This window comes from Dehalobacterium formicoaceticum, assembly GCF_002224645.1.
Lineage (GTDB): Bacteria > Bacillota > Dehalobacteriia > Dehalobacteriales > Dehalobacteriaceae > Dehalobacterium > Dehalobacterium formicoaceticum.
On sequence record NZ_CP022121.1, the window covers coordinates 1977904 to 2002556 of the forward strand.

Below are 24653 nucleotides of genomic sequence, written 5' to 3' on the forward strand. Positions count from 1 at the left end.
AACTACTTTTATGGCTTTCTGGGCATGATGATTTTAAATCATCTTTGCCCATGAAAGCCATTTTATTTTGCATTATGTGTTTAGTCTGGATTTCTTACAGCTAAGTGACAGGTAATTAATTTGCTAATTTTAAAGGAAATGTGTTATATTGTGTCGAAATGTATATTGTCATAATGTAAATAATAATTGCCTGCTGATCAAACTAAATTATAATTTCCCACATAACATGAAGAATCAATCTTTCATGGCAGTGAGAGGAATTAGAAGAACCGGACTGTAAGAAAATTTTTAGATTTTCTTTTTTTTGATGATTTTTAAGAATGGGGTACTAAACATGGAAAAGGACTTTATCTTGACAATTGAGCACGTTTTGAATTCTCCTCATTTTAAAAAAGGAGAAATTATCGCCGGTACGGCAGGAATTAAGCGCAGGATTAAGTGGGTGCATATCTTGGACTCCCAATTATATGATAGCCTTACAGGCAATGAATTTATTCTTTCCACCGGACGTGTTTTTACTGATTTGGAGACCGGTCTTTCCTTTTTACAGAATCTGATTAAGAGGAATGTTTCCGGCCTATGTGTAGAATTGGTTTCCCATATTACTTCTATTCCTGATGAGTTGATTAAATTGGCGGATGAACACGATTTTCCCTTGGTGGTATTTCGTGATACCGTAAATTTCATCGATGTCACCCGGGATCTGCACACGATGATCATTACCAAAGATTCCATTACCTTTTCTCGGATGGAGGAGTTTTCCGCAAAGCTAAACGAGATCCTCCTGGCTTCTCATGATATGGAAGATATTTTAGCAGTGGTACATCAGTTTACGGGGCAAAATGTGGTTTATGTGCCGGCCCAGGGAGAAGCTGTTTTTGTGCCTTCTATACCCATGGCAGAACGGAAGGGTTTTCTTAAATTTGCTGCCCAAGGTCTGATCAGAGACCTCAACCTTTCTTTTGTCAGCAGACCCATTAACGTCCTAAACCGAAAATGGGCGGATGTGTTTCTTTTTTCCGGGCAGCACGAATTGCAGGATATTGAAATTTTAATTTTGGATCGGGTGGTTGTGGCCCTAGCTCAGGAGCTGCTGCGGGAATTATCCGGGCAGGAGAAAAGAAACCATGAGGAGAACCTTTGGATTATGGGCTGGCTCAAGGGGCGTCTTCCCGAATACGAAGTAACCCATAAATTGAGTCAATCTGTGCTGAAGACGGATGTTTCCGGCTATCTGGTTTGCGTCCTAAGGTTGAATAACCCATCCAGACAAGATAAGCATTTAAATAAATTTATGACTCATACCATGATTGTGGCACGCTCCCTCTTTGAGGAAGAAGGATTCTATTTATTAGGCACATGTGAAGCCGATCAATTAGTTTTTGTGCTCTTGGATTATAATTCAGGGAGCGCTTGGAAAAAGAAGCTGCCCAAAATTATTGATCAGCTGCAATTGAGGAATCATTCTCTGCCCAAAGGTGTTCAAGCCTTTTACGGGGTAGGAAAAAGAGTTACCCTGGTAAACGAGGTAAAGCTCAGCTATGAGACAGCTTTGGATGCCATTGCTATTCAAAAAAGAACCGGGAAAAATGAGCCTATTTATGATGACTTACACATTTATCGCATTATTTCTTTATTGGATCGGGTCAGTAATTTGGATAATATGATTGATGAATACCTGACACCAGTCATTAAATATGATCAAGAGCACCACACGGAATTGATGAAAACCCTGGAGGTTTATTTAAGCTCCAATGGATCGAAACAGCAAACAGCGGAGCTGCTCTTCATTGTACGCCAAACCCTCTATCTGCGCATCCAAAAGCTGGAGCATCTTTTGGGTGAGGATTTTATGAAGGCGGAAAAACGTTTAGCCATCGAACTGGCTCTTTGTGCTTATAATTACAAAAGAACGGTTTCTTGATTTATGATTACCGCAGATCGGCCGGATGGACTAATTCCTTTAATTACCATCCGGCTTTTTTTTACTGTCAGGATCTGCCAGTTCCTAAGGATTGAAGGTATTAGTACAATCAGAGGTTTTGACGCCATAACAACTAAAGATTTTAATTATAATATTCACGATATCATAATAAAACACTTAGTTGTGATCAGTGTTTTTATTAAGTAAAATTATTATTAACATAATGTAAAATATATTTTAAGAACACATTTACGAAATGAGTGCTGCCTATAAGTATTAACTCAACTTTCGCAGAAAGAAACAGCCAGTCGTTCCTTGAAAAACGAGGGTAAATTGCTGATTAAGAAGTCAATCAGTTTGCGGATTTCTGCCTCTGCCAGTTGTAGTTGCTCTTGTAAAAATTGTTCCATTAGGAAGAAGATTCTCTGTAGCGCCTCCACTAAGCTGATATCCTGTAACTCGTCGCAACAGATGTAGAAAAGGTTGCCAATGGTTCTCGGGTCTTCACCGTTTCGGCTCTCCAAAGCCAGCATGATGTATCGGATAAACACGATGGTAACGTGCGCCACCATGGAATCATAAGAACGTCCCTGAAACTCTTTGGACAACCCGAGATAGGACTTGGACATCTTGAAGAAAACCTCGATGTTCCAACGCTTCCCATAAATGCGGATGACCTCTTCATCCGGAAGTTCAGTATCGGTGGTGAGGAGCGCTAGCCATTTCTTCTTGGCTCTTCTGTCCCTGACAAATACGATCTTAGCTTGTACTGGTTCGCCGCTTGACATCTGGCCAATTTCTACAATGATAGAGGCAAGGACTTTGGCCCGACCCCGTTTCTTTTTGACTGCGGCATACAGCTTGTTCAGGGTGAGATTTTGTCCCTGGTATTCATATTTGACTGTGGGCATCGACTTAAGCATACAGATGGTGTGAAGTTGCTGTTCCAATACCTTTCTGATCACGACGGGAAAGGAAAACCAACTGTCAAACAGGAGGTAGCTGGCCGGAACCATGTACGCCTTGGCTTGTTTTAGCAGTTCCAACAACACTTCAGTGCTCTTGTGGATAGCCTCTTTACGTCTCTTATAGCCGTTTGTCCGTTTGTCCATAGCATTCATGCCTTGTAGTCGGTTCGATTCCTTCTCTGAGCTAAGCAGGGAGAAGGCTAGAGGCAAAAAGGTGTTGCCGTCTGACCAACCCAAGGTTAGCATTCGGAAGCCTCGGACGTATTTGTGTTCCACATGGTCGTAGACCCTAGCCAGAAGTTCTACTGCCTTGCTTCGGGATCGACTGAAAAGGGAGTCATCGATGATAAAGACATTGACTCGCTTCTCGTCAGTGAGCGGTACGATGTGGTTTTGAATGATCTGGGAGCTGAGCAGCAGCAAGAACTTACGCCAGTTGTAGTAGCAGTTGTTCAGAAATCGGTAGACAGCATCTTTTTGAAATGGGGCGTTGTTGGCATCGGTGTTCAGATAGCGCCATAGGTTTTTGCCCATAAAGATCAGCGTCACGAGAAACTGTAGTAGGTCTTTGCAAGGAAAGCCCTTCTGTTTAAAAAAGTTCGACTGCTTTAATGTTTGGCCAATTTTATGTTCCTTGAAAAAGTTTGCAACGTAATTGGCTGACTCCTTTTCAGAAGCTATTTTTTTTGGTAATATAGAAGTCACAAGAACACCCTTCTTTCTATGGAATAATTGGGTTTTGTCACTTCAATTTTACCATATCGAGGGGGTGTTTTTGTTGTTAAATTTCATATTTACCAAGGGTTTGAGGACATTTTTCTAGTGCGAAAGTTGAGGTATTAATTATTGTATGCTAATGATAATATAAACAGAAGACTAATCATGCTTTTGGCAGTACGATAGTGAACTCGTTCAGCGTAAGCTGAATACCGGTGCTTCAGATTGTGAACGATCTCACCTGGGTAAAAACAGGAAATCCCACTCATAGAAGCGGGAGTCTTGGAATTCGATCAAGGATCATATAACGTACAGAGTTGGGAGTGATAAAATGTCTGTAACAAAAAGAGAAGCCAAGGTAAGCGTAAACAATTTAACGAAAAGCTTTGGCGATCTGTTGGTCTTAAATGACATTAATTTCACCGTGGGTAAAGGTGAATTTCTTGTGATTGTGGGACCGACAGGATGTGGCAAGACCACCTTTTTAAATGTGCTTTCCACCCTTTATCCTGCCACCAAAGGGAATATTTTAATTGACGGGGAACCGGCTGATCCCAAGAAACACAATATTTCCTTCGTTTTTCAGGAGCCATCCTGTCTGCCTTGGCGCACCGTGCGGGATAACATCGCCTACGGCATGGAAGTAAAGAAATTTCCCCCCGATAAACTAAAAAAAGAATTGGATAAAGTGATGGAAGTGGTAGGACTGACAGAATGTGCCGATCTTTATCCCAACCAGATTTCTTCCAGTATGGAACAAAGGGTGGCCATTGCCAGGGCCTTTTCCGTCAATCCGGACCTGCTCCTGATGGACGAGCCGTATGGACAACTGGATGTGAAGCTGCGCTTCTATCTGGAGGATGAACTGATCCGTATCTGGAAGGAATTTGGAAATACCGTACTTTTTGTCACCCATAATATTGAAGAAGCTGTTTATGTGGCGGAAAGAATCTTAATCCTCAGCAATAAACCGACAACGATCAAGGCCGAGGTCCATGTGGATTTACCAAGACCTCGTAATTATCTTGATCCGGAATTTATTCGGATCAGAAAAGAAGTTACTGAATTAATAAGGTGGTGGTGATTATTGGGTTCAGTGAGATAGAATAACTTATGGTTTTTTTGTTTCAAGGATCAAGATTTTGGCGCTGATTTTTCTTATGATTTTCCAAAAGAAAATGGAGGTAAGAAACATGAAAAAATGCTCTTCTTTTAAGTTATTGGCAGTTTTCCTCGGCTTGATTTTGTTTTCTTTTGCGTTAACCGCGTGCGGCGGCTCTAATGGCACAGATTCAGGAGATGGGGATAAAGTTACTAAATTAAATGCAGCCTTTTTAGGTCAAATTGATGCCTGGCCCATCTATACCGCAACTATGGACGGTACTGATGAAAAATATGGCTTGGATATCGAAATGATGTTTTTTGACTCCGGGATGCCCATGATTGAAACCTTGCCGGCAAAACAATGGCAGATCGCGGATGCCGGTAGTGTGCCTTCTCTGATGGCCAGCTTAAGGTATGATGTGGAAATGGTCGGTATCGCTTCCGATGAATCCCCGGCCAATGCGGTTATGGCCAGAGCAGACAATGCGGTCTTTAAAACCCAAGGTTCCAATCCTGATTTTCCGAAAGCTTTTGGCAGCGCGGATGACGTGCGGGGCAAAACCTTCCTGGTAACCACCGTATCCAGCGGCCATTACACCTTATCAAAATATTTGGAAGCCCTGGGATTGACTGAAAAAGATGTTGTCATTAACAACCTGGAACAAGCTCAGGCGATCAAAGCCTTTGAAAGCGGCGAGGGAGATTTCCTGGTATTATGGACGCCCTATATGTATCGTGCCTTTGAAAAAGGTTGGAAAACAGTAGCAGATGCTTCGCAGGTTGGTGCTACCACATTGATGATGTTCCTGGCTGAAAAAGATTTTGCCGCAGAACATCCTGAATTAGTCGCTCAGTTCCTGGCAGCCAATAACGAAAAAACTAAAAGATATCTTAGTGAAGGGGTAGCCTTAGTCCCGGAAATTCAAACCTATTACAAGGATTGGGCAGCTATGGATATTTCGGAGTCAGATGTTAAACTGGATATCGAAACCCATAAACTATATACCATTGAAGAGCAAATTGCGATGATGGAAAGCGGCGAATTAGAAGCTTCCCTCACGGATGCCGCCAACTTCTTTGTTAACCAAAACAAATTTAAACCGGAAGAATTTGATCAATTAAAAGCAAAGAAATTTGGGATTAACCCGGCTTACTTAAAAGCAGCTTTAGAAGTAAAACCTGCTGAATAATGATGTACTTCTCGGAGGTAGAAGGTGTTGCCTTCTACCTCCGTTTTAACAAGTCATTGCTGCACCTTTAGTTCAGATGTCATCAATTTGGGAGTGATAAAATGGAGGTCAAAAATAGCGGCAATAGTTTATTTTTGCGAGTGTTGCCTTTAATCACCATCGTCTTATTCTTTGTTTTTTGGGAACTGATTGTTGTGTTTGGTGTAGTGCCGAACCAGTTATTGGCGTCCCCTACCCAGGTGGTTGCCCTGTTTATTGATAAGCTGACCAATGTTAATCCCGACGGTGCTCTTCTTTGGGATCATGCGAAAGTCAGTTTGATGGAGGGGCTTACCGGGTATATTTTGGCTTTGGTTATTGGTATTCCCCTTGGTTTGGCCATGGGATGGTTTAAAACCCTGGACGGTTTGGTTCGTCCCATCTTTGAGATTGTTCGTCCGATTCCGTCAGTTGCCTGGATTCCTTTATGCATCATCTGGTTTGGTACGGGACTGGCCAGTAAAGCCTTCATCATTTTCGTCGGCGGCTTGGTGCCCTGTGTCATCAATTCTTACGCCGGTGTACAAATGACCAATCCCACCTTTATTCGTATGGCTCGAACCTATGGGGCGAATAATTGGGAAATATTTAAAAATATTTGTGTACCGTCGGCTTTACCAATGGTATTTGGCGGCTTACAGGTGGCGCTGGCGGCTTGCTGGACCTGTTTGGTTGCCGCAGAATTGGTTGGGGCTGATGCCGGTCTGGGATTTTTGATCACTATGGGCAGACGGTTGCTCATGCCTGATATGATTATCTTAGGTATGGTCATGGTTGCTCTCACCGGGGTTATTATGGCGATTATTATTGACAAGGTAGAGAAACGCCTCGTAAAAGGGCTAAGAAGGGGGTAAAAAAGTGAGCAAACAAGCATTAGAAGCAAGCTGCCCGGCCGATGCCAATGTCAACAAAGGACCGAATCAGCTATTAAACCTTCTGCGCAATAAGCGTGTTTTAAATCTAATCTCCATCCTTTCCTTTTTAGGCATCTGGGATTTGCTGGTGCTTTACGGATTCGCCCCATTAATGCCCAGGCCCATTGAAGTTGTTCAGTCTTTATATCAGATGCTTATAGAACCACTGGCAGGAAAAACGATCATTGGTCACGTCTGGATCAGTTTTCGCCGGGTAATTATTGCCTTTTTCATTGCTGCCGGAATCGGGATTCCCATTGGGGTCCTGATGGGATTTAATAAATATGCCTATGCCATAATTAAACCCATTTTTGAATTTTTCAAACCCATGCCTCCTATTGCCTGGATTTCATTATCCATTTTATGGTTTGGGATCGGAGAAACCTCTAAGATATTTATTATTCTTATTGGAGCCGTGGTTCCTGTGATCATTAACTCCTTTAACGGAATTCGTTTAGTGGAGCCGGAACTGTATGATTGTATCAGAAATCTGGGTGCCAATTATCGGCAGGAACATATACAGGTGACCTTTCCTGCCTCTTATCCGGCAATTTTTGCCGGATTGCAAGTAGCCCTCAGTACCTCATGGACCTGCGTCGTAGCTGCTGAACTGGTGGGAGCGAGAGAAGGGGTAGGCTTTATTATCGTTCAAGGTATGAATGTGGATAATACGGCGATGATTATTGCCGGGATGTTAGTCATCTGTCTCGTATCTTTTCTTAGTTCGCTCGCCATAAACTATGTGGAAAGGTGGCTTTGTCCATGGAAAAGAACGCTGGATTAAAGAAGACGCAAAAGAAATCGACGGCTCCGGAAGGGAAAAAGATGATCGAATTCGTCGGCACGACCAAGAATTTTGATGAGAAAAAAGTCTTGAGCGAAATGGACTTTTCCGTATATGAAAACGAATTTGTTGTCATCCTGGGACCGGGGCAGTCGGGGAAAAGCACCCTATTCCGCATGATTGCCGGGTTTGAACAACCGACGACCGGAAAGGTCTATGTGGATGGTAAGGAAGTAGACGGACCGGGACCTTCCGTAGGTTTCGTTTTCCAAAGATACACCCTTTTCCCTTGGCAAACCGTGTTGGGAAATGTGGAAATGGGTCCGAAACTACGTGGCGTGCCCAAAAAAGAAAGAAGAGAACGGGCGGCCCATTATATTAAATTAGTTGGCCTTGAAGGATTTGAAGATCGTTATCCCCATCAGCTGAGCGGGGGTATGAAGCAGCGGGTAGGGATTGCCCGAGCCTATGTAAATGAGCCGAAGCTGCTTCTTTTGGATGAACCTTTCGGCCAATTAGATGCACAGACCAGAATTTTAATGGAACAGGAAATCAGTCGGATCTGGGAAGCAGACAAAAGGACGATTTGTTTTGTCACCAATAATATTGATGAAGCGATTTTCCTGGCGGATCGCATCATCACTTTAGACGGCAAGCTGCCTGGTCGTATGAACAGAAGTTACGATGTCAATTTGCCCCGGCCCAGGGAATTTACCGACCTGGAATTTTTGAAATTACGACAGCAAATAACGGATGAAACCGAATTAGTATTATAGAATGTGCAAGATGTATGATGGCAGGATGGGGAATAATCAAAATAGCAATCTGACAGCAGGGCTGATTTTTTTCATCTGTTGATATTAATATGATTCCAAGGATAAACTTAGTTTCTTTATTTTGAAGGCGCGCCTGATGGGCGTCTTTTTTTTACTTTAAAAATTATAAATTTACATAAATTAACTGACACTTTGTCTATTTCATCTTATTAACATCTTAACAGAGTGCTTAATGAAAGGAAATTTCAATTATCGTATAATTATGATAACGAAAATCAAAATATTTAAAGGAGGGAATAAGGAGAAAGCTATAGTTTACGAAACTTATAAAATTTGGGAGGGGTTTTTTTTGCAAGAAAAGGCGCAATTAGAACGAAATTTAAAACCGTCCAATGTTTGGGCGCTGGCTCTGGGCAGTATTATAGGCTTTGGTTGTTTTGTTTTACCAGGTGATTGGATGAGAATCGCGGGTCCCTTAGGGGCAGCCATCGGTTTGGCTTTAGGGGGTCTTTTGATGATGGTTATTGGCAACAGCTATGGTTTTATGGTTAAAACCATTCCTGTGGCCGGGGGCGAGTTTGCTTATTCCTACAGTACTTTTGGCAGATATCATGCCTATTTTTGCGGTTGGCTATTATCTTTAGGTTATTTTTCCATCGTTCCTATTAATGCAACGGCGATCCCCATTTTAGGGCAGTTTATCTTACCGGATATTTTCAGCCAGTATTATTTATATACCATTGCCGGCTGGGATGTTCATTTAGCCGATGTCGTTGTGGCAAGTGTGGCAATTCTGTTCTTCGGCTATATGAATTATCGCGGTGCTGATGTGGTGGGGCAATTCCAATTATTGATGGTCGTGATCTTAGTGGGCTCGGTCTTTTTATTAGCCGGCGGGGCCGTAATCTCTCCTGGGGCAACCTTCAGCAATTGGCAGCCACTTTTTGCTCCGGGAAACAGCGCTATTGCAGGAATTCTGGCGATCGTTGCCATTTCCCCCTGGTTATTCGTGGGCTTTGATACCATTCCTCAGGCGGCAGAAGAATTTAATTTCTCACCCAAACAAGGCCGCAATCTGATTTTTTTAGCCATCTTTTTTGGCGCTATTATGTATGTCCTGGTAACCTTATCTACCGCTATTGCCCATCCCTGGCAGGAATTGCTGGGTGCCAGCCCCATTTGGGCTACCGGTCAGGCCATGACCGATATGTTAGGACCCATTGGATTGGCAATTTTGGTCGCGGGAGTATTAATGGGGATTTTTACAGGAATTAACGGATTTTACATGGCGTCCAGCAGATTGTTGTTCGGGATGTCACGGGCAAAAATTTTGCCGGAATGGTTTTCCAAAATTCATCCCAAGCATAATACCCCTTCCAATGCAGTACTCTTTGTGATGGTGATCGCCTTAATTGCACCCTGGTTTGGCCGGGCGGTAATTTCCTGGATCGTGGATATGTGTGCGGTAGGTACAGCGGTTGGTTACGGTTACACTGCTTTTTCTGCTTATATCCTAAGCGGTAAAGCCGGTAATGAAGAGGATAGAAAAGGACGTGCTTTCCATCTGTTTGGTTCCTTGGCTTCCTTGACATTTCTCGTCTTATTGTTGGTACCGGGCATGCCGGCCTTTTTATCCATCCCCTCCTGGGTGGCTTTGGGAGTATGGCTGGGACTGGGAGCGATCTTTTACCTGGTTAAAGTAGGTGAATACAAGAAAATTCCCGATAATGAATTGGATCAACTGATTCTCGGCGAAAATGCCCAGGCGATTCGTAAAAATTTCAACGGGAAAGCTAATGCAAAGATCAGCGTAGCCCCAAAGCAGGGCCGGACCAGATAGAGTGAATCTTCTATCAGTGGGGGTTTTTCGGACAAGCAGGGCGTGATCAATAATTTGCATATTATCAGGTAGATTTTTAATCCGCGGGAAGCTGGGAAACTCATTAAGGAACTAGTTACCACTATATCCAACCATTAACAGGATGGGGGGATTAGTGGTAATTAGTTTTTAGGAAAAAGAGACTTAAAAACAAGGATTTAATAAAATTATATCGAAACTATTTATGTTAGTAATAAGGAGGGAGTAATTTGGATTATACTAAAGACTATATCAAGGTGCGAAATTTTATTAATGGTGCATGGATTGAAGAAGCGGCCTGTGATCAGCTGACTATCTATAACCCATCTACCGGAGAGGCAATTGGAGAAGTTCCCTGTACCGGTCAGGAAAGGGTACAGGAAGCCATTGATGCTGCCCATACCGCCTATCAAACCTGGCGTAAGGAATCCGTCCACAAGCGGGTTTCCTATCTGTTTGAGCTGCGTAATAAGATGAAGGAATATGTGGAGGAATTGGCTTCGATCATTGCCGTTGACCAAGCGAAGCATATTGAGGATGCCCGGGGCGAGGTAAATCGAGTGATTCAGATTGTGGAGACGGCCTGTGCCATCCCCATGCTGACCCGGGGGGAAAAAATCGAAATCGGGGGCGGTATGGAGGGACAAATAGTGCGTAAGCCCTTAGGGGTGATCGCCGGGATTTCGCCCCATAACTTCCCCGCTTTGATTTTTGGCTGGTTCATTCCTTATGCTATTGGTACCGGGAATACCATTGTCTATAAAGCCAGCGAGCAATCTCCTTTATTTATGCAAAGAATGATGGAAATATTTCAAGAAATTGGACTGCCCCCGGGAGTGGTCAACCTGGTAAACGGAGATTATAATGTAGGAGAAAGCCTGATGGCCAGTCCTAAGGTGCGGGGGGTTTGTTTTGTCGGCTCCACCCCGGTGGGCAAGCATATTTCAGAGGTATGCGGTCGCGAAGGAAAGAGGGCCATGGTTTTGGCCGGGGCCAAAAATTCTCTGCTGGTGATGGAAGACGTGAAAATGGAGGGCTTTATCGGTCAATATCTTAATTCCTGCTATGGTGCCGCGGGGCAAAGATGTATGGCCGGCTCCGTAATTGCCGCTGTACCGGAAATTTATGACCAGGTCAAGACAGCCATGATCGAGGCAGCTCAAAAACTGAAGGTGGGGGACGCCACCGATCCCAGCGTTTTTGTAGGGCCGGTGATCTCTCAGAAACATTTGGACCGGGTTCTGGAATATGTGGAGCTTGGTCTAAAAGAAGGGGCTAATTTGGCTTTGGATGGCAGAAATCCACAGCTTCCGGAAAAAAATCAAGAAGGATATTTTATCGGTCCCACGATTTTATCGGAGGTTACACCGGAAATGCGGGTAGCTCAGGAGGAGATTTTCGGTCCTGTGGTTTCCCTGATGAAGGTGGACAATCTGGATCATGCCCTGGAAGTCATGAACAGCTCTCAATTTGGCAATGGGGGGGCCATTTTCACCCAAAACGGCTATTATACCCAAAAGTTCCTGGATGAGATTGAAGTAGGGATGGCCGGTGTCAATGTTGGGGTGCCTGCTCCTGTGCCCTATCTGCCCTTTGGCGGGACCAAGAACTCCATTTTCGGCAGCGGTATTAAAGCCCAGGGACAAGACGGTGTAGAGTTCTTCACCCAACGGAAGGTAGCCACCATTAAATATTTCCCGGAGGAGACTCATCAGGCGACACCAAAGGAAGAAGCGAGTAAAAGTGCATTTTAACCAGGGAGGTGTTGCTATTGACCTATACCAGACTGGCCACGGGTAAGCTCGGTGAAGATATGGCGGCAGCGGAGCTAAAGCAGCGGGGCTATCGCATTGTTTCCCGTAATTTCCGCTGTCGTCTGGGGGAAATCGACATCATTGGAGAACTGGATGGTCGACTCATTTTCATCGAGGTAAAGACCCGCACTTCGTTAGCTTTTGGCCTGCCCCAGGAAACGGTGCATTATCGCAAGCAGGAAAAAATCAAAAAGGTCGCCCAATTTTATCTTGCCGCAACCGGGCAATTTCAACGGGATATTGGTTTTTGTGTGGTGGCAGTGCAATTGGATCAGGAGGGAAAAGTCAAAAAAATCGAAGTTATCGAGGATGCCTTCTAATCCTAAAGTATTTTAAAGTATTTCTATATGCTGTTCATAACTCAATCACGATCAATTATAGAATAATAAAGTTATTTGAAGGATTCTTACCCCAAAAGAGAGAATTAACAATATAGAAAGAATTCACACAAGTAATGGAGGAAAGAGACATGGAACATTCCTTAGGTACAGTTTTACCCTTATATTCAGCGATTCCTTTTGTTTGCATGTTATTATCTATTGCCCTGGGGCCCGTCCTGATCCCCAATATCTGGCATCACCATTTTGGAAAGATCTCGGCAGGTTGGGCCGCTTTGATTGCCATTCCTTTGCTTATTTTTTATCAAAAAGAAGGTCTGGATGAATTACTCTTTGTCATGATTGCCGATTACATTCCCTTTATCGTGCTTTTAGGCGCCCTCTTTACCGTGGGGGGAGGCATTCTGGTGCGTACTTCCCTCAAAGGAACCACCGCCGTCAATGCCGGTTTTCTTACCATAGGTGCCCTGCTGGCCTCCTGGATGGGAACCACGGGTGCTGCCATGCTGCTGATTCGTCCTTTTCTCCGGGTGAACAAGCATCGTAAATACAAAGCTTTTATGGTCGTCTTCTTTATTTTCATGGTCGCCAATGTGGGAGGAGCCTTAACCCCCTTGGGAGATCCCCCCTTATTTCTGGGCTTCCTGCATGGGGTGCCCTTCTTTTGGACTTTGCGTTTGATCAGCCCTATGTTGGTGGTACTTGCTGCCTTACTGGTCATTTACATTGCCTTTGATAAGTTTTATCTCGGGAAAGAAGCCAAGGAAAACACCGGGCTTAAGATTCAACAGGGTTCTGATGGCGATTGTGCCGTCGCACCATCCAACGGGAAAAAATTAGAAATCCTTGGTACCCAGAATTTTATTCTTCTGGCTGCTGTGATCGGCATCATTATCTTTAGCGGCAGTGTGAAAATGAGTGAAGTTTCCGTATTGGGCGTCCATCGCGGTTTACAGGATATCATTCGGGATTTGGTCCTGGTTGCCATTATGGTGATCTCCATGAAAATCACACCGAAAGCACTGCGCACCGAAAACGAGTTCTCCTGGGGACCGATTCAGGAAGTCGCTTATCTTTTCTTCGGGATCTTTATTACCATGGCTCCGGTCTTAGCGATTTTAAAAGCAGGAGAAGCCGGTGCCCTCAGTTTCGTCACCGCTGCCGTGAAGGAACCGGCCCAATATTTTTGGATTGCAGGAGTTCTTTCCAGTTTTCTGGATAATGCGCCCACTTATCTGACCTTCTTCAGCACAGCCTTAGGCCAATTCTATCCAGGTATGGCGGAAGCTCCGGCAGTGGCTCTGCTTCTCACGGAACATCCTACTCATTTGATGGCCATTTCTGCCGGATCGGTATTTTTTGGGGCAGTTACCTACATTGGTAATGCGCCCAACTTTATGGTACGCTCCATTTCAGAGCAGTGCGGGGTAAAGATGCCCAGCTTCTTCGGCTATATGGCCTATAGTGTCTGCATCCTGCTGCCGTTATTTGCTTTGGTTACCCTGATATTCTTTCTTTAAATGCAGCTAGATCTTAATCATTCATGTTATGCTAAAAAAGCTCGGACACTAGTCCGGGCTTTTTTTTCGCGAATTATGGGGAAGGTTCAGTTGCTTCCATCCCTGTTAAAAGCAGATAGACAAAACTATTAATAGAACAAACTCGCATAATAACAAGGAAGCAAAAATACCGTCTCTGTGCTCCCTATGCTCCAGGCAACATTAAAAGAACTGGTACATAAGATACAATTGAAATAGCCTGAATTTTGGGGTGCTGAAGTTTGTCAGTAAAGAAAGAAGAAAGGAGGAAGGATCAGTATTATGAAATTTTATCTGGTGCAACCCGGTGATACACTAAATAAAATTGCCTCCCTTTATGGTGTCGCCGAGGAGGAAATTCTGCAAGCCAATGATCTGGAAAAGCCGGATTTGATTCAAGCGCATCAAATGATCTTAATACCTAAGTCTGCAAAAAACTGCCCTTTTCTTCAGCAAAAAATGGTGGTGGAAATTGAGAGAGATGGAGTCATTGCTACGGATAAATGCGTGCGTTCCCCAAACGGCACCTATACCTACACGGTGCAAAGGGGTGACACCCTCTATAAAATTGCTCAGCGATTTGGTACTACTGTTGCAACCCTTGCGGCCTTAAATTATATTGCCAATCCTAACGTGATAAGTCCAGGACAGGTACTAATCTTACCCCAGGCCGATACGACCATTTATACTGTAAAACCTGGTGATACTTTATATTTAATTGCCCAAAGGTTTAACACCACCACCCAATCATTGGTTCAATTAAATAACTTGACCAATCCGAATTTGATCTATCCTGGCCAGGTGCTCCAAGTCCCCAGAGGAATGCCGGCACCGGTACCGCCTTCTCCGCCCGCGCCTGGACCTACAGAAGAATATGAAGTACGGCCAGGGGATACTCTTTATTTAATTGCCCAAAGGTTTAATACCACCGTAGAAACTTTGGCCCGCCTGAATAACATGGCAAATCCAGCACTCATTTATCCGGGAACAGTGATCTTGGTTCCGGTTACTCCATCAGAACCTGGCCCTGAGCCACCCTTCCTGGAAAGCCTCTGGTTTTATGTTCATTCCCCGGCCGCCTGGAGGAGCTTGCAGGAACATTACCAATCCATTTCGGCCTTGGTGCCCTTTTGGTACCAGATAACCGATGAGGGTGAGATTATCGACGGGACCAATCAGCAGGTGCTGGATTTTGCGAAGAGAAATAATTTATTTGTTTACGGTTTGTTCCATAACTTTAACGGGGTAAGTTTTGATACGAAACTGATTGACCATGTACTATCAGATGCCCAACTGCGGGAGACGTTGATTGATAATATTGTTAATTTGGTCGAGGAAAAAGGCTTGAACGGAGTCAACATCGATTTTGAGTTTATTTCACCGGAAAACCGGGATAACTTGACACTGTTCATGAACAACCTATATCAGCGCATGCATCCCCAAGGATATGTGGTAACCATTGATGTCCTGGCTAAGGAAAGTGATAATCCAACCAATCGGTTAAGCGGGGTGTATGACTATCGTGCTTTGGGAGAAGCAGCAGATCAGGTAATTGTATTGACCCAGGACGAACATTACATGTCCTTCCCCGATCCCGGACCGATTGCATCTCTTCCTTGGGTTAAAAGGATTTTAGATTATACGGTATCTCAAATACCCGCAGAAAAGGTAAAGATGGCTGCCCCGGTCTATGGATATGACTGGCCTATTGGTGCGCCGGGCCGACTTGTTACCTATCCGGAAGTGGTGTCTTTGGCGGAGCGATATCAGGCAGAAATTCAATTTGACACCGAAAGTGCTTCACCTTATCTTGATTATACAGCAAACGGTATTGCCCACCAGGTATGGTTTGAAAATGCCATGAGCTTTGGTATGAAGCTAGAGACAGCGGAACAATATGGTTTGGGGGGTTTTGCCTCCTGGAAACTGGGCGATGAAGACCCGGCAGTCTGGGCAGTAATAGAGCAGCACAATTAATATTTTAGCAAGAAAACTCCTGCCCAGGCTGATGGGAAGGAGTTTTTTGTTGATCTGCTTCTTGGTGCATAAGGTCGTAGTCTGTCGAAAATTATCGAAATTTTACCGGTATCTAAAATACTGAAAAGTTAAATAATAATGAAAAGGTGGTGGTTTAATGACGTTTTTTACGGCACCAAGGAGTAAGGCGGAAAAACAACAGCAGTTGGTGGATGTGGAGGAAGCTTATAATTTATGGGATACTTTGAGGTCGAAGTACAGTGTCATGGAACGATTGCAGATTTGGACGAACTTTGCTCATGATCCTGAGTTTGTGCTGATTCTTCGTAAGTTTTCCCATGATCTTAAAAAAGAGATTAGTGTACTAGAGAAGGATCTCCAAAGATTCGCGATTCAGGGACCAAAAACAAACAGGTCAAAAATTAATTCATCTGTCAATTCGGAAGTGCTCCTGGATGAATTATTAGCCAATGATTTCTTTCTGCTGCTTCAGGAACAAGTGGAAATGTTTTTAAGGGCCTTTGTCACATCAACGACAAATGATCAGGTCAGAAAAATATTCCTGAAGCTGCTCTCCCACGCTGTTGAACGACTTACGCTCATGGCAAAATATCTGAAAGTTAAAGGGTGGATCGAAACACCGCCTCTTTATCCTCTCGTTCCCAGTGATGTGCCGGAGCGCTTGGATTCGGGGGAGGCTTTTCACCTCTGGGATCATTTAACCTATCGTTACGATAATTTTGAAAAAACGGAAATCTTTCATGATTTTGTATATGATGGTGATTTTAAAATTCTACTAAAAGTAGGTTTGCAAGGACCGCTGAAAAAGCAAATTTCCATGCTGGAGAAAGAATTAGAGTATTTTGGGATTCCCATACCCGAGCATCCCCCTAATGTTTTTACTCCACCGGACAACACTGAAATCCTGAAAGACGATTTTATGTTCAAAGACATTTTCGCGGGAATTCATGGGGCGGCAATTATGCATGCCCAAGCCCTGAAACAATCCACGACAAATAGCCGGGTTCAGAAAATTTTTAATGATTTATTGCTGGGGGAAGCCGACATTTTAAACCAATTAATTAAGTTTGGTAAGGTTAAAGGATGGATATATCCGGCACCTCAATACAGACTTTAAATATTAAGCCAGAAAGGGGATCAACTGACACGCCTCTTCCCGGCTATTTTTTTTGGGTGAATTGGCGAATCACGTGGACGTTTCCTGCGCGGTTCGTGTGCTGTTCAAAAAAACATATGTGATGATAACTATCAATATGATAAAATGTTTTTATAGCAGTGGTTTTTACCCAAAAGACATGGTGAAAAATATGTTATGATGATAGAAAAAGTATGAGGGTGAACTAAATGAATGAAGCAGCATTACAAGAGTTAAAGCAAAAGGCTGAAGAGTTATATCGGTGCGGTGATTACCTTTGCTCTGAAGCTGTCTTTACCGTAGTGAATGATTATCTTGGTCAACCATTGCCCCCGGAAGCTGTCAGGATCACATCCGGCCTTCCTGGTGGGATTGGATTTGCCGGTTGCACCTGCGGAGCTCTCAGCGGAGCAATTCTTTCCTTGGGATTAAAATATGGCCGTACCGGCCCCAGACAAGATAATGAAAAGATCTTGGCTTTAAGCAAGGAATTACATGATGAGTTTAAAAAGAAATTTGGCAGTACCTGTTGCCGAGTTTTGATCCGCAATTTTACTTTCGGAAGCCCTGAACATCGTGAGCACTGTATTACAGTTACAGGGGAAGCTGCCAAAATGGCTTTGGAAAAGCTATAATGTGAAATTTCTATCAGTAGGGGTCTTACGGACGCTTGGTGCGTGATAAATATATAAAGTTGATTTTGATCCGAACATTTAATTAAAAGCCTTGTGCGTTTAGGCATGCTCATGGCTTTTGTAATTTAAGAATTAGGAAAGGAATATGCCAGAAAAAATTCTTGCATTATGGTAATTTTGGTATTAATATTTGAATATAAGAATTAATTAATATGGTTATAAGATTAAGATGTGAAAAAATTTAGGAGGGGTTATGTTGATTGCAACAGCATCTATCAAGGCGGGGATCTGTGGTTTTGTGACAAATGTTTCTGTTGACTGTGCAAGTATGTTTGAACCGGCTTATGTCAAGATTGATACAAATTGTGAGAAGATTGAAAAATTTAGTCAGACAGTGCAAGAAGTTACCCCGATGAAGGAAATTACCGAGGGTTTTGAGGGGCAGATCATGTCTGAGGCCAGAAAATTCTTAACTGCCTGATGTGCCGCCTGTGTGGTGCCGGCCGGCATCTTTAAAACTGCGCAAGCGGCAGCAGGATTAGCTTTGCCCAAGGATGTCAGTATAGAAATGAAAAAAGAATCGTAAAGAGAAATTAAGCAAAGTCTAATAATAGAACTCCATCCAAATTTAATGAGGAAGGAGTTTTAATTTTTTTCTAAAATTTTTCTTGATTTGGATTGAATCTTGTAATATTATAACTATATAAGAATTAAAGAATATGATAATGATGTAGGAGGTGAGGCCTTGGCGGAAAGCAATGATTTCAAAACAGACATTGCCATCTTAGGCGGCGGACCGGCGGGTTATGTGGCCGCAATCAGAGCAGCTCAATTGGGAGCTGAGGTTCTCCTGATCGAAGAGAAAGAACTGGGTGGGGTTTGTTTAAACCAGGGTTGTATTCCCACCAAGTCTTTTCTGAAAAATGCTGAGGCGGCCCACTTGGTGCAAACATCAAAGGAATACGGTATTGATGCCAAGATCCAGGCAGTCGATTGGCATTCAGCCTGGTTAAGAAAAGAGCGGGTCGTCAAGAATTCCCGCATGGGTGTAGAATCCTTGATCGCTGCCCATAAAATAATTTTGCTGAAAGGCAGAGGATATGTGGAAAATCCCCGAGAGATCAGAGTGGAAACTGGTCAGGAAAGTGTCAGGGTTTCTTGCCGGCATTTAATTATTACGGTGGGTTCGGAACCTCTGCTCCCTAAGATACCAGGCATCGACCTGCCCGGGGTGCTAACCAGTAATGAAGCATTGGAACTCAAGGAAATTCCCCGTTCTTTGGTCATTGTGGGTGCCGGAGTGATTGGTCTGGAATTTGCCGACATGTTCAATAGTATCGGAACTAAAGTGACGGTGCTGGAAATGGAAAACTCCATTCTCCCAAAGGAAGACCGGGAAATTGGGGAAGAGCTGCTAAAAGTTTTAAAAAGAAAAGGCATCGGTTTTAAGCTGGGTGTTCAGGTAAAAAAGATTGAAGAAATTAAAGAGATTGAAGAAATTAATGAAATTAGTGATCATCAAGATCAGCTAAAAATTCTTTTTGAAGGTAACCGTAAGGAAACTGTTTTAAAGGCCGAGAAAATTTTAGTCGCCGCAGGCAGAAGAAGCAGAACTTATTCCTCTGACCTGATTGCTTTAGGTCTCGAAATTGAGCATGGGGCAATTGCTGTCAATGAGAAAATGGCAACCAATGTGCCCGGTGTCTATGCTGCCGGTGATGTCATCGGGGGAAAACTTTTAGCTCATTTGGCTTATGCTGAGGGACGGGTGGCCGTGGAGAATGCCCTGGGCCGGGAAACCAGACTTAATTATGATACCGTACCAACCTGCACCTATACCCATCCGGAAATAGCTACCGTGGGGATAGGCGAGGAGGAAGCGGCCAAAAGAGGGATCAAGGTTTTGGTAGGACGTTTTGAATTGAGACATAACAGCCGGGCCATGACCCTGGGAGAAAGAGACGGTTTTGTTAAAGTCGTCGTGGATCGGGAGAGCGGCGTCATCCTGGGTGGTCAGATCCTGGGCTCTCAGGCTTCAGAAATGATCTCAGAGCTAACCCTGGCCGTTACCTTGGGGGTTAAGGCGGAAATAATAGCCGAGATGATGCACCCTCATCCAACCTTAAGTGAGGCGATCATGGAAGCATGCGGTGATGCCCTGGGCAGATCCATTCATAAGGTTAACGAAAAGAATTAAATGAATAGTGAACTTGTTCAGCTAAAGCTAAATAATAAACAAAGGAGAGTCAGAAACATGGAAAACGAAAATCAAAAACAGCCGGGATTTATTATGTGTGTTTGTACGGGGAAATGCCCCGGTTTTGCCAAAATGGATATTTGGGATTTTATTAATCAGGTGCGGGTAGAGCTTCCTGTAGAATACGGTTTTATTCATCCCCAGCTTTGTGAGGAAGATGGAGACCGCTTCCTGGCTGACTTTTTAAAAGCCCACCGCAAAGTAGTGATTGGCGGATGTGCGCCCAATATGCAGAAAAAGCTTTTCCGGGATGCCTTCGCCGATGCCGGGTTAGATATTACTAAAGATCTGATTCCTCTTGATATTAGAGAGATGACGACCCAAGAGGCGGTAGACAAGGTAGAAAAGGCATTGGAACAACTGGAAGAACTGGAAGAACTGGAGGAAGCAGAGTGAGCGAAAACACCTTTATGGGTGTACCCAGAGACAAAATTGACTGGGCCCCTACCATTGACTATACCAGGTGTGACTATTGTATGGAATGTGATATCTTTTGTCCCCATCAAGTCTTTGAAAGAAGAGAGCAGGAAGATAAAAAGCTGATCGTGAAGAACCCCAATAACTGCGTGGTGTTCTGCCGGGCATGCAGTAAGACTTGCGGTCCGGATGCCCTGTCCTTTCCTAATAAAGCAGAAACCACGAAACGCATCAAGGAAATCAGGAAGGAGTTAGCGGGTAATGACTAAAAAATATACTGTGCTCCCCTGCAGCGGGATCGATAAAACGGCAGGCTCCATGTCACGGGAAATTGCCCTGCGGCTTGCCGAAGAGACCAAAAGCGAGGTTATCTGCCCCGTTTTTTACCGGGTGTCTGATGCTCGTTACAATAAACTGGCCCAGGAGAACCCCCTGCTGGTCATCGATGGCTGCGGCACCCGTTGTGCTTCCAAGCTGGCCGCCGAAAAGGGACTAAAGATTGCCGGGAAAATCAATATTACTGAGGGAGCTAAGAAAAACCAGGTGGAAATTGGTTCATCACTGAGATTGGGTGAAAAGGAACTCCATTTATGTACGTTGATCATGCATGACCTGCTGCAAGAAGAAGCAAAGACCGGAGAAGAAGAAAAAACAGCGGGCAAAGAGGCTCAGGCAGCCGGGGCAGTCCCGGAAAATATTCAATATGAGAAATACTCCAAAGATAAATTCATTTTCCGCATCCCCAAGGAAGGATTTTATTTTATCGAAAATGACTGCTGGGCTTATGTGGTGGGTAATAAGGCGCGCATCGGGGTGACCGATTTTGTGCAAAAAAGCCTGTCGGATATTATGTTTTTTACCCCTCCTGCCGTGGGGCGTGAAATTGAGCAATTTGAGGAGGCCGGGTCCATTGAATCAGGAAAAGCCGTCTTCGAAATCATCTGTCCCGTTTCCGGCGTCATCACAGCTGTAAATCAAGAACTGCTGGATTATCCCGAATATATCAATGACAATCCTTATGAAAAAGGATGGATCGCGGAGCTGGAGTTAACAGATTTTGAGAGTGACAAGGAACTCCTGGTTGGTTTTGATGCATATTTTGAGATTTTGAAGAGGAAGGTTGATGAATTCCATGTCTAACAAAGTAAATGTGATCCCCTGCAGCGGGATGGGCAAAGTGCACGGACTGCTGGCCCGGGAAATGGCTTTAAAGGTTGTTCAGGAACTCTGTCCGGATATTTCCCAAACTGAGTGCCTGGCCTACATTGTCACCGGCGACCAGGAGGTCAGGAACAAAATTCGAACCGGTCAATGTATCACCATCGACGGCTGCCCTCTGATGTGTGCGGCAAAAAGCGTTAATCATGCCGGCGGTGTTATTGCCCAGGAACTTCGCGTCTTGGATGCCTTAAAATCATATCGGGGGGTAAAACCGGGTACCGCCACAGCCCTTAATGAAGAAGGCTGGAAAATCGTGGACGAGACAGCAGAAAAAATTGCAATGCAAGTAAAAGAGATTTACGGGGAGGAATAGAAAATGGAACCGATCAAAATTGGGGTCGTATCTTGCAGCGGTGAAGATTGCCTGGGTGGGACCATTTCCCGCTTGGCAACGAGAAAGATTTTAGAGAGAATCCGTCTTGGTGAATCATCGGTAACCATTTGCCTACCTTTGTTTATTGCCGGCGGAGAAGAAGAAAGAGATTTTGCCAAAGATTACCCCACAATTACAGTCGACGGCTGCAACAAATATTGCGCCAGAAGGGCCACGGAGAAATTAAGCGGTAAGGTAACCGACACGATACAAGTGGGGGAGATAATCGGTGAGGAAATAGCAACAGGGTCGGCTCTTTCTACCAGAAACCTGACCCCAGAACACCATCAAATGGCGGATAAAGTTGCTGAGGAGATCAGTATTAAATTTGACCGGATTGTAGAAGGAAACTTCAAAAAATAGCTGAAAATTGGGACTTCAGATGGGGAATCCACCTGCCTGAAATAAGAAGAAATAAGAAATAGGAACTCCTGCTTATGGAAGTGGGAGTCTTGGAATTTATTCTAATGATCTGACGAGTATTTGCCTGAATGTATTTACGATGGTAGAATAAAACTGTAGCATATTTTGCTAATTGCTAAATTGCAGTAAATTATAGATATTAAATATCATGAAAGAGAGTGAAATACTTTGGATAAAGGAATCTATCAAGCATTCAAGGCTCTGGGCGAACCTACCCGTTTGAAGATTATAAAAATGCTTTCCTATCAGGCCATGTGTGTCTGTGAACTGAGTGAAGTCTTAGATATGCTCCAGCCCAGGGTTTCCCAACACTTAAAGATTCTGAAAGATGCCGAACTGGTGGCAGAAAACAAAGAAGGAAATTTTGTTTGTTATACCTTAAATCGGGATCAGCTGGATCAGTTGTGGCATGACTTTAATTTTTTCCTGAATGCGGAGGTTTCACGTTTGCCGGGTTATGAAAAGGAAAGTGACCGCTTAAATAATTTATCATGCAACGAAAAAGTTAAAGAAATCAAGGAAAAATTAAAAAGTGAAAGCAGATGACGGTGCTTCTGCTTCCATCCCATTTAATGCAGTCAGTCAAAATTAATAACAAAAAAGACATAGATAATGTCAAGGAAGGAAGCAAAAGAACCGTCCCTGTGTTTCTCCTTGGAGGGGATAAAATGAATAAATGTAAAGATTGTGGTCTTTTAATGTCAGAGGGAAATGATTTTAAATGCTATCGGTATCAAACTGATCTAACTGAAACAGAAATAATAAGGGAGAGAGATTGTCTGTTTTTTACCGAACCGATCTATGATGACGGCGAACCTATGCCTCCGGCTCAGTTAGTCCTCATCAAGGAATTGGATATTAAAAGCAGGAAAATGCAAGGTCCGGTATAAGGTACCCCATGCTGCTCAGACTCCTGACATAAGCTTATTGTTTGCCTAAAGAAAAAGAGTACTTGGGAAAGCGGACATAAAAGCTGGTTCCTTCACTACCGGTATCATAAGTAATGGCGGCATGATGCCGGGCGGCGACACTGAAACATACCGCCAAGCCCAGCCCGGTGCCCTCCGGTTTATTGGTAACGAAGGGGGTGCCCAGCTTCTCCATAATTTCCGGCGCGATGCCCCTGCCCTGATCCTTAATTTCCAGCACAACCTGTTGATCCTTTACATAGGTGCTGATCATCAGGTTGCCCCCTTTTTCCATGGCATCAAAACCATTGCGGCAAAAATTCAGGAGCATTTGTTTGATCTCAGATTCATCCAGGAATATTTCAGGAAGAGGATTCAACTCAAAGGTTACGCCGTGTTCGGTGATCATCGCATCAGATTCAATCAAGGGCGCCAGGGTTGAGATGACCTCATTCAGTTGTCTCCTGACCAGGCTGGTGGCTTTGTCTTTTGCCAGGGAGAGGTAGACCGTAATAATGCTGTTGGCCCTATCCAGCTCCTCAATCATCAAACCTACATGATCTTTAAGGGTCTCCCCGTCCTCGTCAATTTGATAAAGCTGTAAAAAACCTTTCACGGTGGAAATAGGATTTCTGATCTCATGGGCAATGCCGGCGGCCATTTCACCCACCAGATTTAATTTTTCCATGCGGGCCATTTCCCTTTGGAATTGCTTTTGTTCCGTCTGATCAAGGATGATCCCTAAAAATCCGTTTCCATGTCCGTTCATATGATGTGCCTTGGCCTTATTAAGGATGACCTCCCGCCCAGCACCTTCCCGGTTGGTAAGCTTGTACTCCCCATGGGGGGATCCCGGGACGAAGGGCAAGGCCCTTTGCGGCGCACAAAAATCCAGGGCCAGCTTCATGGGAAAAAGATCCCAAATGGTTTTATCAAGAAGTTCCCCACGGCTGACACCGAAAAAATCTTCAAAAGACTTATTGCACATGGTGAAATAAAGCTTATCATCGGTTTGAAAAATAGGATGAGGAATGGTGTCGATCAAATTTTGAAGAAAAGCAAGCTGCTCCTCATTTTTCTTTGCCACTCCTTTGCGGTAGATGATGTCTTCTTCCAGACGGGCTCTGTTTTCATACTGGGTTTCCATCATATGCCCCAAAAGCCAGGCTAAAAGAGTGATGATCCCTGCGAGCATAATATCGGCGTCGACATTAACAAAATTGTAAAGATAGCTGTGATAAAAATCAATAATGATGATCAAGAAAGCAGAAAGCAAAGCCATTCTCAAGCCATACTTCAGGGAAAGGACAATCACAGGCATG

General features: G+C 43.9%; 23 protein-coding genes and 1 pseudogene. 22 read left to right on the top strand and 2 right to left on the bottom strand.

All coding sequences use genetic code 11. The features are described 5' to 3' along the window. Positions 1–334 precede the first annotated feature (334 nt). On the top strand, positions 335–1924 hold the full coding sequence (locus CEQ75_RS09620) for a PucR family transcriptional regulator (RefSeq protein WP_198306496.1): 1590 nt from the start codon (positions 335–337) through the stop codon (positions 1922–1924). Between the two features lie 281 nt (positions 1925–2205). On the opposite strand, the gene CEQ75_RS09625 is transcribed toward CEQ75_RS09620, so the two are convergent. Next, complete coding sequence (locus CEQ75_RS09625; protein ID WP_420828388.1) at positions 2206–3597, bottom strand: IS4 family transposase; 1392 nt, start codon at positions 3595–3597, stop codon at positions 2206–2208. A 343-nt stretch (positions 3598–3940) separates the two neighbouring features. Between CEQ75_RS09625 and CEQ75_RS09630 the strand changes: the two genes are divergently transcribed. The 21 genes and pseudogenes from CEQ75_RS09630 to CEQ75_RS18355 all read left to right on the top strand — a co-directional run bounded on the left by CEQ75_RS09630 (position 3941) and on the right by CEQ75_RS18355 (position 23313). Next, positions 3941–4693 carry an ABC transporter ATP-binding protein gene (locus CEQ75_RS09630; protein ID WP_089610170.1) on the top strand — a complete coding sequence of 251 codons (753 nt, stop codon included), beginning with the start codon at positions 3941–3943 and terminating at the stop codon, positions 4691–4693. 109 nt (positions 4694–4802) lie between these two features. Next, positions 4803–5903 (top strand): ABC transporter substrate-binding protein, encoded by a 1101-nt coding sequence (locus CEQ75_RS09635; RefSeq protein ID WP_157677401.1) that lies wholly within the window; start codon positions 4803–4805, stop codon positions 5901–5903. Positions 5904–6004: 101 nt separating this feature from the next. Continuing rightward, positions 6005–6796, top strand: coding sequence for an ABC transporter permease (locus tag CEQ75_RS09640; RefSeq protein ID WP_089610174.1), 792 nt, complete (start codon positions 6005–6007; stop codon positions 6794–6796). A 4-nt stretch (positions 6797–6800) separates the two neighbouring features. Beyond that, a complete protein-coding gene (locus CEQ75_RS09645) occupies positions 6801–7640 on the top strand; it encodes an ABC transporter permease (RefSeq protein ID WP_089610175.1) in 840 nt (279 codons plus the stop codon). Then, positions 7619–8416 (top strand): ABC transporter ATP-binding protein, encoded by a 798-nt coding sequence (locus CEQ75_RS09650; RefSeq protein ID WP_242965083.1) that lies wholly within the window; start codon positions 7619–7621, stop codon positions 8414–8416. The genes CEQ75_RS09645 and CEQ75_RS09650 overlap by 22 nt, the downstream gene beginning before the upstream one ends. 349 nt (positions 8417–8765) lie before the next feature. Then, a complete protein-coding gene (locus CEQ75_RS09655) occupies positions 8766–10256 on the top strand; it encodes an APC family permease (protein ID WP_089612582.1) in 1491 nt (496 codons plus the stop codon). 248 nt (positions 10257–10504) lie between these two features. Beyond that, positions 10505–12028 (top strand): CoA-acylating methylmalonate-semialdehyde dehydrogenase, encoded by a 1524-nt coding sequence (mmsA, locus tag CEQ75_RS09660; protein WP_198306497.1) that lies wholly within the window; start codon positions 10505–10507, stop codon positions 12026–12028. 17 nt (positions 12029–12045) lie between these two features. Then, positions 12046–12408, top strand: coding sequence for a YraN family protein (locus tag CEQ75_RS09665; RefSeq protein ID WP_198306498.1), 363 nt, complete (start codon positions 12046–12048; stop codon positions 12406–12408). A 149-nt stretch (positions 12409–12557) separates the two neighbouring features. Next, positions 12558–13946 carry a sodium:proton antiporter gene (locus tag CEQ75_RS09670; RefSeq protein ID WP_089610177.1) on the top strand — a complete coding sequence of 463 codons (1389 nt, stop codon included), beginning with the start codon at positions 12558–12560 and terminating at the stop codon, positions 13944–13946. Positions 13947–14246: 300 nt separating this feature from the next. Further along, complete coding sequence (locus CEQ75_RS09675; RefSeq protein WP_089610179.1) at positions 14247–15941, top strand: LysM peptidoglycan-binding domain-containing protein; 1695 nt, start codon at positions 14247–14249, stop codon at positions 15939–15941. Positions 15942–16098: 157 nt separating this feature from the next. After that, positions 16099–17079, top strand: a complete 981-nt coding sequence (locus CEQ75_RS09680; RefSeq protein ID WP_089610181.1) for a DUF3231 family protein — start codon at positions 16099–16101, stop codon at positions 17077–17079. A 227-nt stretch (positions 17080–17306) separates the two neighbouring features. Beyond that, complete coding sequence (locus tag CEQ75_RS09685) at positions 17307–17732, top strand: C-GCAxxG-C-C family protein (RefSeq protein ID WP_089610182.1); 426 nt, start codon at positions 17307–17309, stop codon at positions 17730–17732. Positions 17733–17985: 253 nt separating this feature from the next. Then, a pseudogene (locus CEQ75_RS09690) lies at positions 17986–18318 on the top strand (DUF6951 family protein). A 159-nt stretch (positions 18319–18477) separates the two neighbouring features. After that, positions 18478–19929, top strand: a complete 1452-nt coding sequence (lpdA, locus tag CEQ75_RS09695) for a dihydrolipoyl dehydrogenase (protein ID WP_089610186.1) — start codon at positions 18478–18480, stop codon at positions 19927–19929. 57 nt (positions 19930–19986) lie between these two features. Then, positions 19987–20385 (top strand): hypothetical protein, encoded by a 399-nt coding sequence (locus CEQ75_RS09700; protein ID WP_089610188.1) that lies wholly within the window; start codon positions 19987–19989, stop codon positions 20383–20385. Next, positions 20382–20675, top strand: a complete 294-nt coding sequence (locus CEQ75_RS09705) for a 4Fe-4S dicluster domain-containing protein (protein ID WP_089610189.1) — start codon at positions 20382–20384, stop codon at positions 20673–20675. The genes CEQ75_RS09700 and CEQ75_RS09705 overlap by 4 nt, the downstream gene beginning before the upstream one ends. Continuing rightward, positions 20668–21546 (top strand): putative zinc-binding protein, encoded by an 879-nt coding sequence (locus tag CEQ75_RS09710; RefSeq protein ID WP_089610191.1) that lies wholly within the window; start codon positions 20668–20670, stop codon positions 21544–21546. Before CEQ75_RS09705 ends, CEQ75_RS09710 begins: the two co-directional genes overlap by 8 nt. Further along, positions 21539–21940: a putative zinc-binding protein gene (locus CEQ75_RS09715; RefSeq protein WP_338031957.1), complete on the top strand. Its 402-nt coding sequence runs from the start codon at positions 21539–21541 to the stop codon at positions 21938–21940. The genes CEQ75_RS09710 and CEQ75_RS09715 overlap by 8 nt, the downstream gene beginning before the upstream one ends. A gap of 3 nt (positions 21941–21943) precedes the next feature. After that, entirely contained in the window at positions 21944–22363 is a 420-nt protein-coding gene (locus CEQ75_RS09720) for a putative zinc-binding protein (protein WP_089610195.1), read from the top strand. A 228-nt stretch (positions 22364–22591) separates the two neighbouring features. Next, positions 22592–22969, top strand: coding sequence for an ArsR/SmtB family transcription factor (locus tag CEQ75_RS09725; protein WP_089610198.1), 378 nt, complete (start codon positions 22592–22594; stop codon positions 22967–22969). Positions 22970–23091: 122 nt separating this feature from the next. Further along, positions 23092–23313 carry a hypothetical protein gene (locus CEQ75_RS18355; protein WP_157677402.1) on the top strand — a complete coding sequence of 74 codons (222 nt, stop codon included), beginning with the start codon at positions 23092–23094 and terminating at the stop codon, positions 23311–23313. A gap of 34 nt (positions 23314–23347) precedes the next feature. Here CEQ75_RS18355 and CEQ75_RS09735 read toward each other — a convergent pair whose 3' ends face one another. Next, a complete protein-coding gene (locus tag CEQ75_RS09735) occupies positions 23348–24652 on the bottom strand; it encodes a two-component system sensor histidine kinase NtrB (RefSeq protein WP_089610201.1) in 1305 nt (434 codons plus the stop codon). Between the last annotated feature and the right edge of the window lies 1 nt (position 24653).

Excerpts from the sequence above, each read along its gene's own strand:
- CEQ75_RS09620 (WP_198306496.1), top strand. The coding sequence starts at position 335 with ATGGAAAAGGACTTTATCTTGACAATTGAGCACGTTTTGAATTCTCCT.
- CEQ75_RS09630 (WP_089610170.1), top strand. The coding sequence starts at position 3,941 with ATGTCTGTAACAAAAAGAGAAGCCAAGGTAAGCGTAAACAATTTAACG.
- CEQ75_RS09635 (WP_157677401.1), top strand. The coding sequence starts at position 4,803 with ATGAAAAAATGCTCTTCTTTTAAGTTATTGGCAGTTTTCCTCGGCTTG.
- CEQ75_RS09640 (WP_089610174.1), top strand. The coding sequence starts at position 6,005 with ATGGAGGTCAAAAATAGCGGCAATAGTTTATTTTTGCGAGTGTTGCCT.
- CEQ75_RS09650 (WP_242965083.1), top strand. The coding sequence starts at position 7,619 with ATGGAAAAGAACGCTGGATTAAAGAAGACGCAAAAGAAATCGACGGCT.
- CEQ75_RS09670 (WP_089610177.1), top strand. The coding sequence starts at position 12,558 with ATGGAACATTCCTTAGGTACAGTTTTACCCTTATATTCAGCGATTCCT.
- CEQ75_RS09675 (WP_089610179.1), top strand. The coding sequence starts at position 14,247 with ATGAAATTTTATCTGGTGCAACCCGGTGATACACTAAATAAAATTGCC.
- CEQ75_RS09680 (WP_089610181.1), top strand. The coding sequence starts at position 16,099 with ATGACGTTTTTTACGGCACCAAGGAGTAAGGCGGAAAAACAACAGCAG.
- CEQ75_RS09685 (WP_089610182.1), top strand. The coding sequence starts at position 17,307 with ATGAATGAAGCAGCATTACAAGAGTTAAAGCAAAAGGCTGAAGAGTTA.
- CEQ75_RS09700 (WP_089610188.1), top strand. The coding sequence starts at position 19,987 with ATGGAAAACGAAAATCAAAAACAGCCGGGATTTATTATGTGTGTTTGT.
- CEQ75_RS09710 (WP_089610191.1), top strand. The coding sequence starts at position 20,668 with ATGACTAAAAAATATACTGTGCTCCCCTGCAGCGGGATCGATAAAACG.
- CEQ75_RS09715 (WP_338031957.1), top strand. The coding sequence starts at position 21,539 with ATGTCTAACAAAGTAAATGTGATCCCCTGCAGCGGGATGGGCAAAGTG.
- CEQ75_RS09720 (WP_089610195.1), top strand. The coding sequence starts at position 21,944 with ATGGAACCGATCAAAATTGGGGTCGTATCTTGCAGCGGTGAAGATTGC.
- CEQ75_RS18355 (WP_157677402.1), top strand. The coding sequence starts at position 23,092 with ATGAATAAATGTAAAGATTGTGGTCTTTTAATGTCAGAGGGAAATGAT.
- CEQ75_RS09735 (WP_089610201.1), bottom strand. The coding sequence starts at position 24,652 with ATGCCTGTGATTGTCCTTTCCCTGAAGTATGGCTTGAGAATGGCTTTG.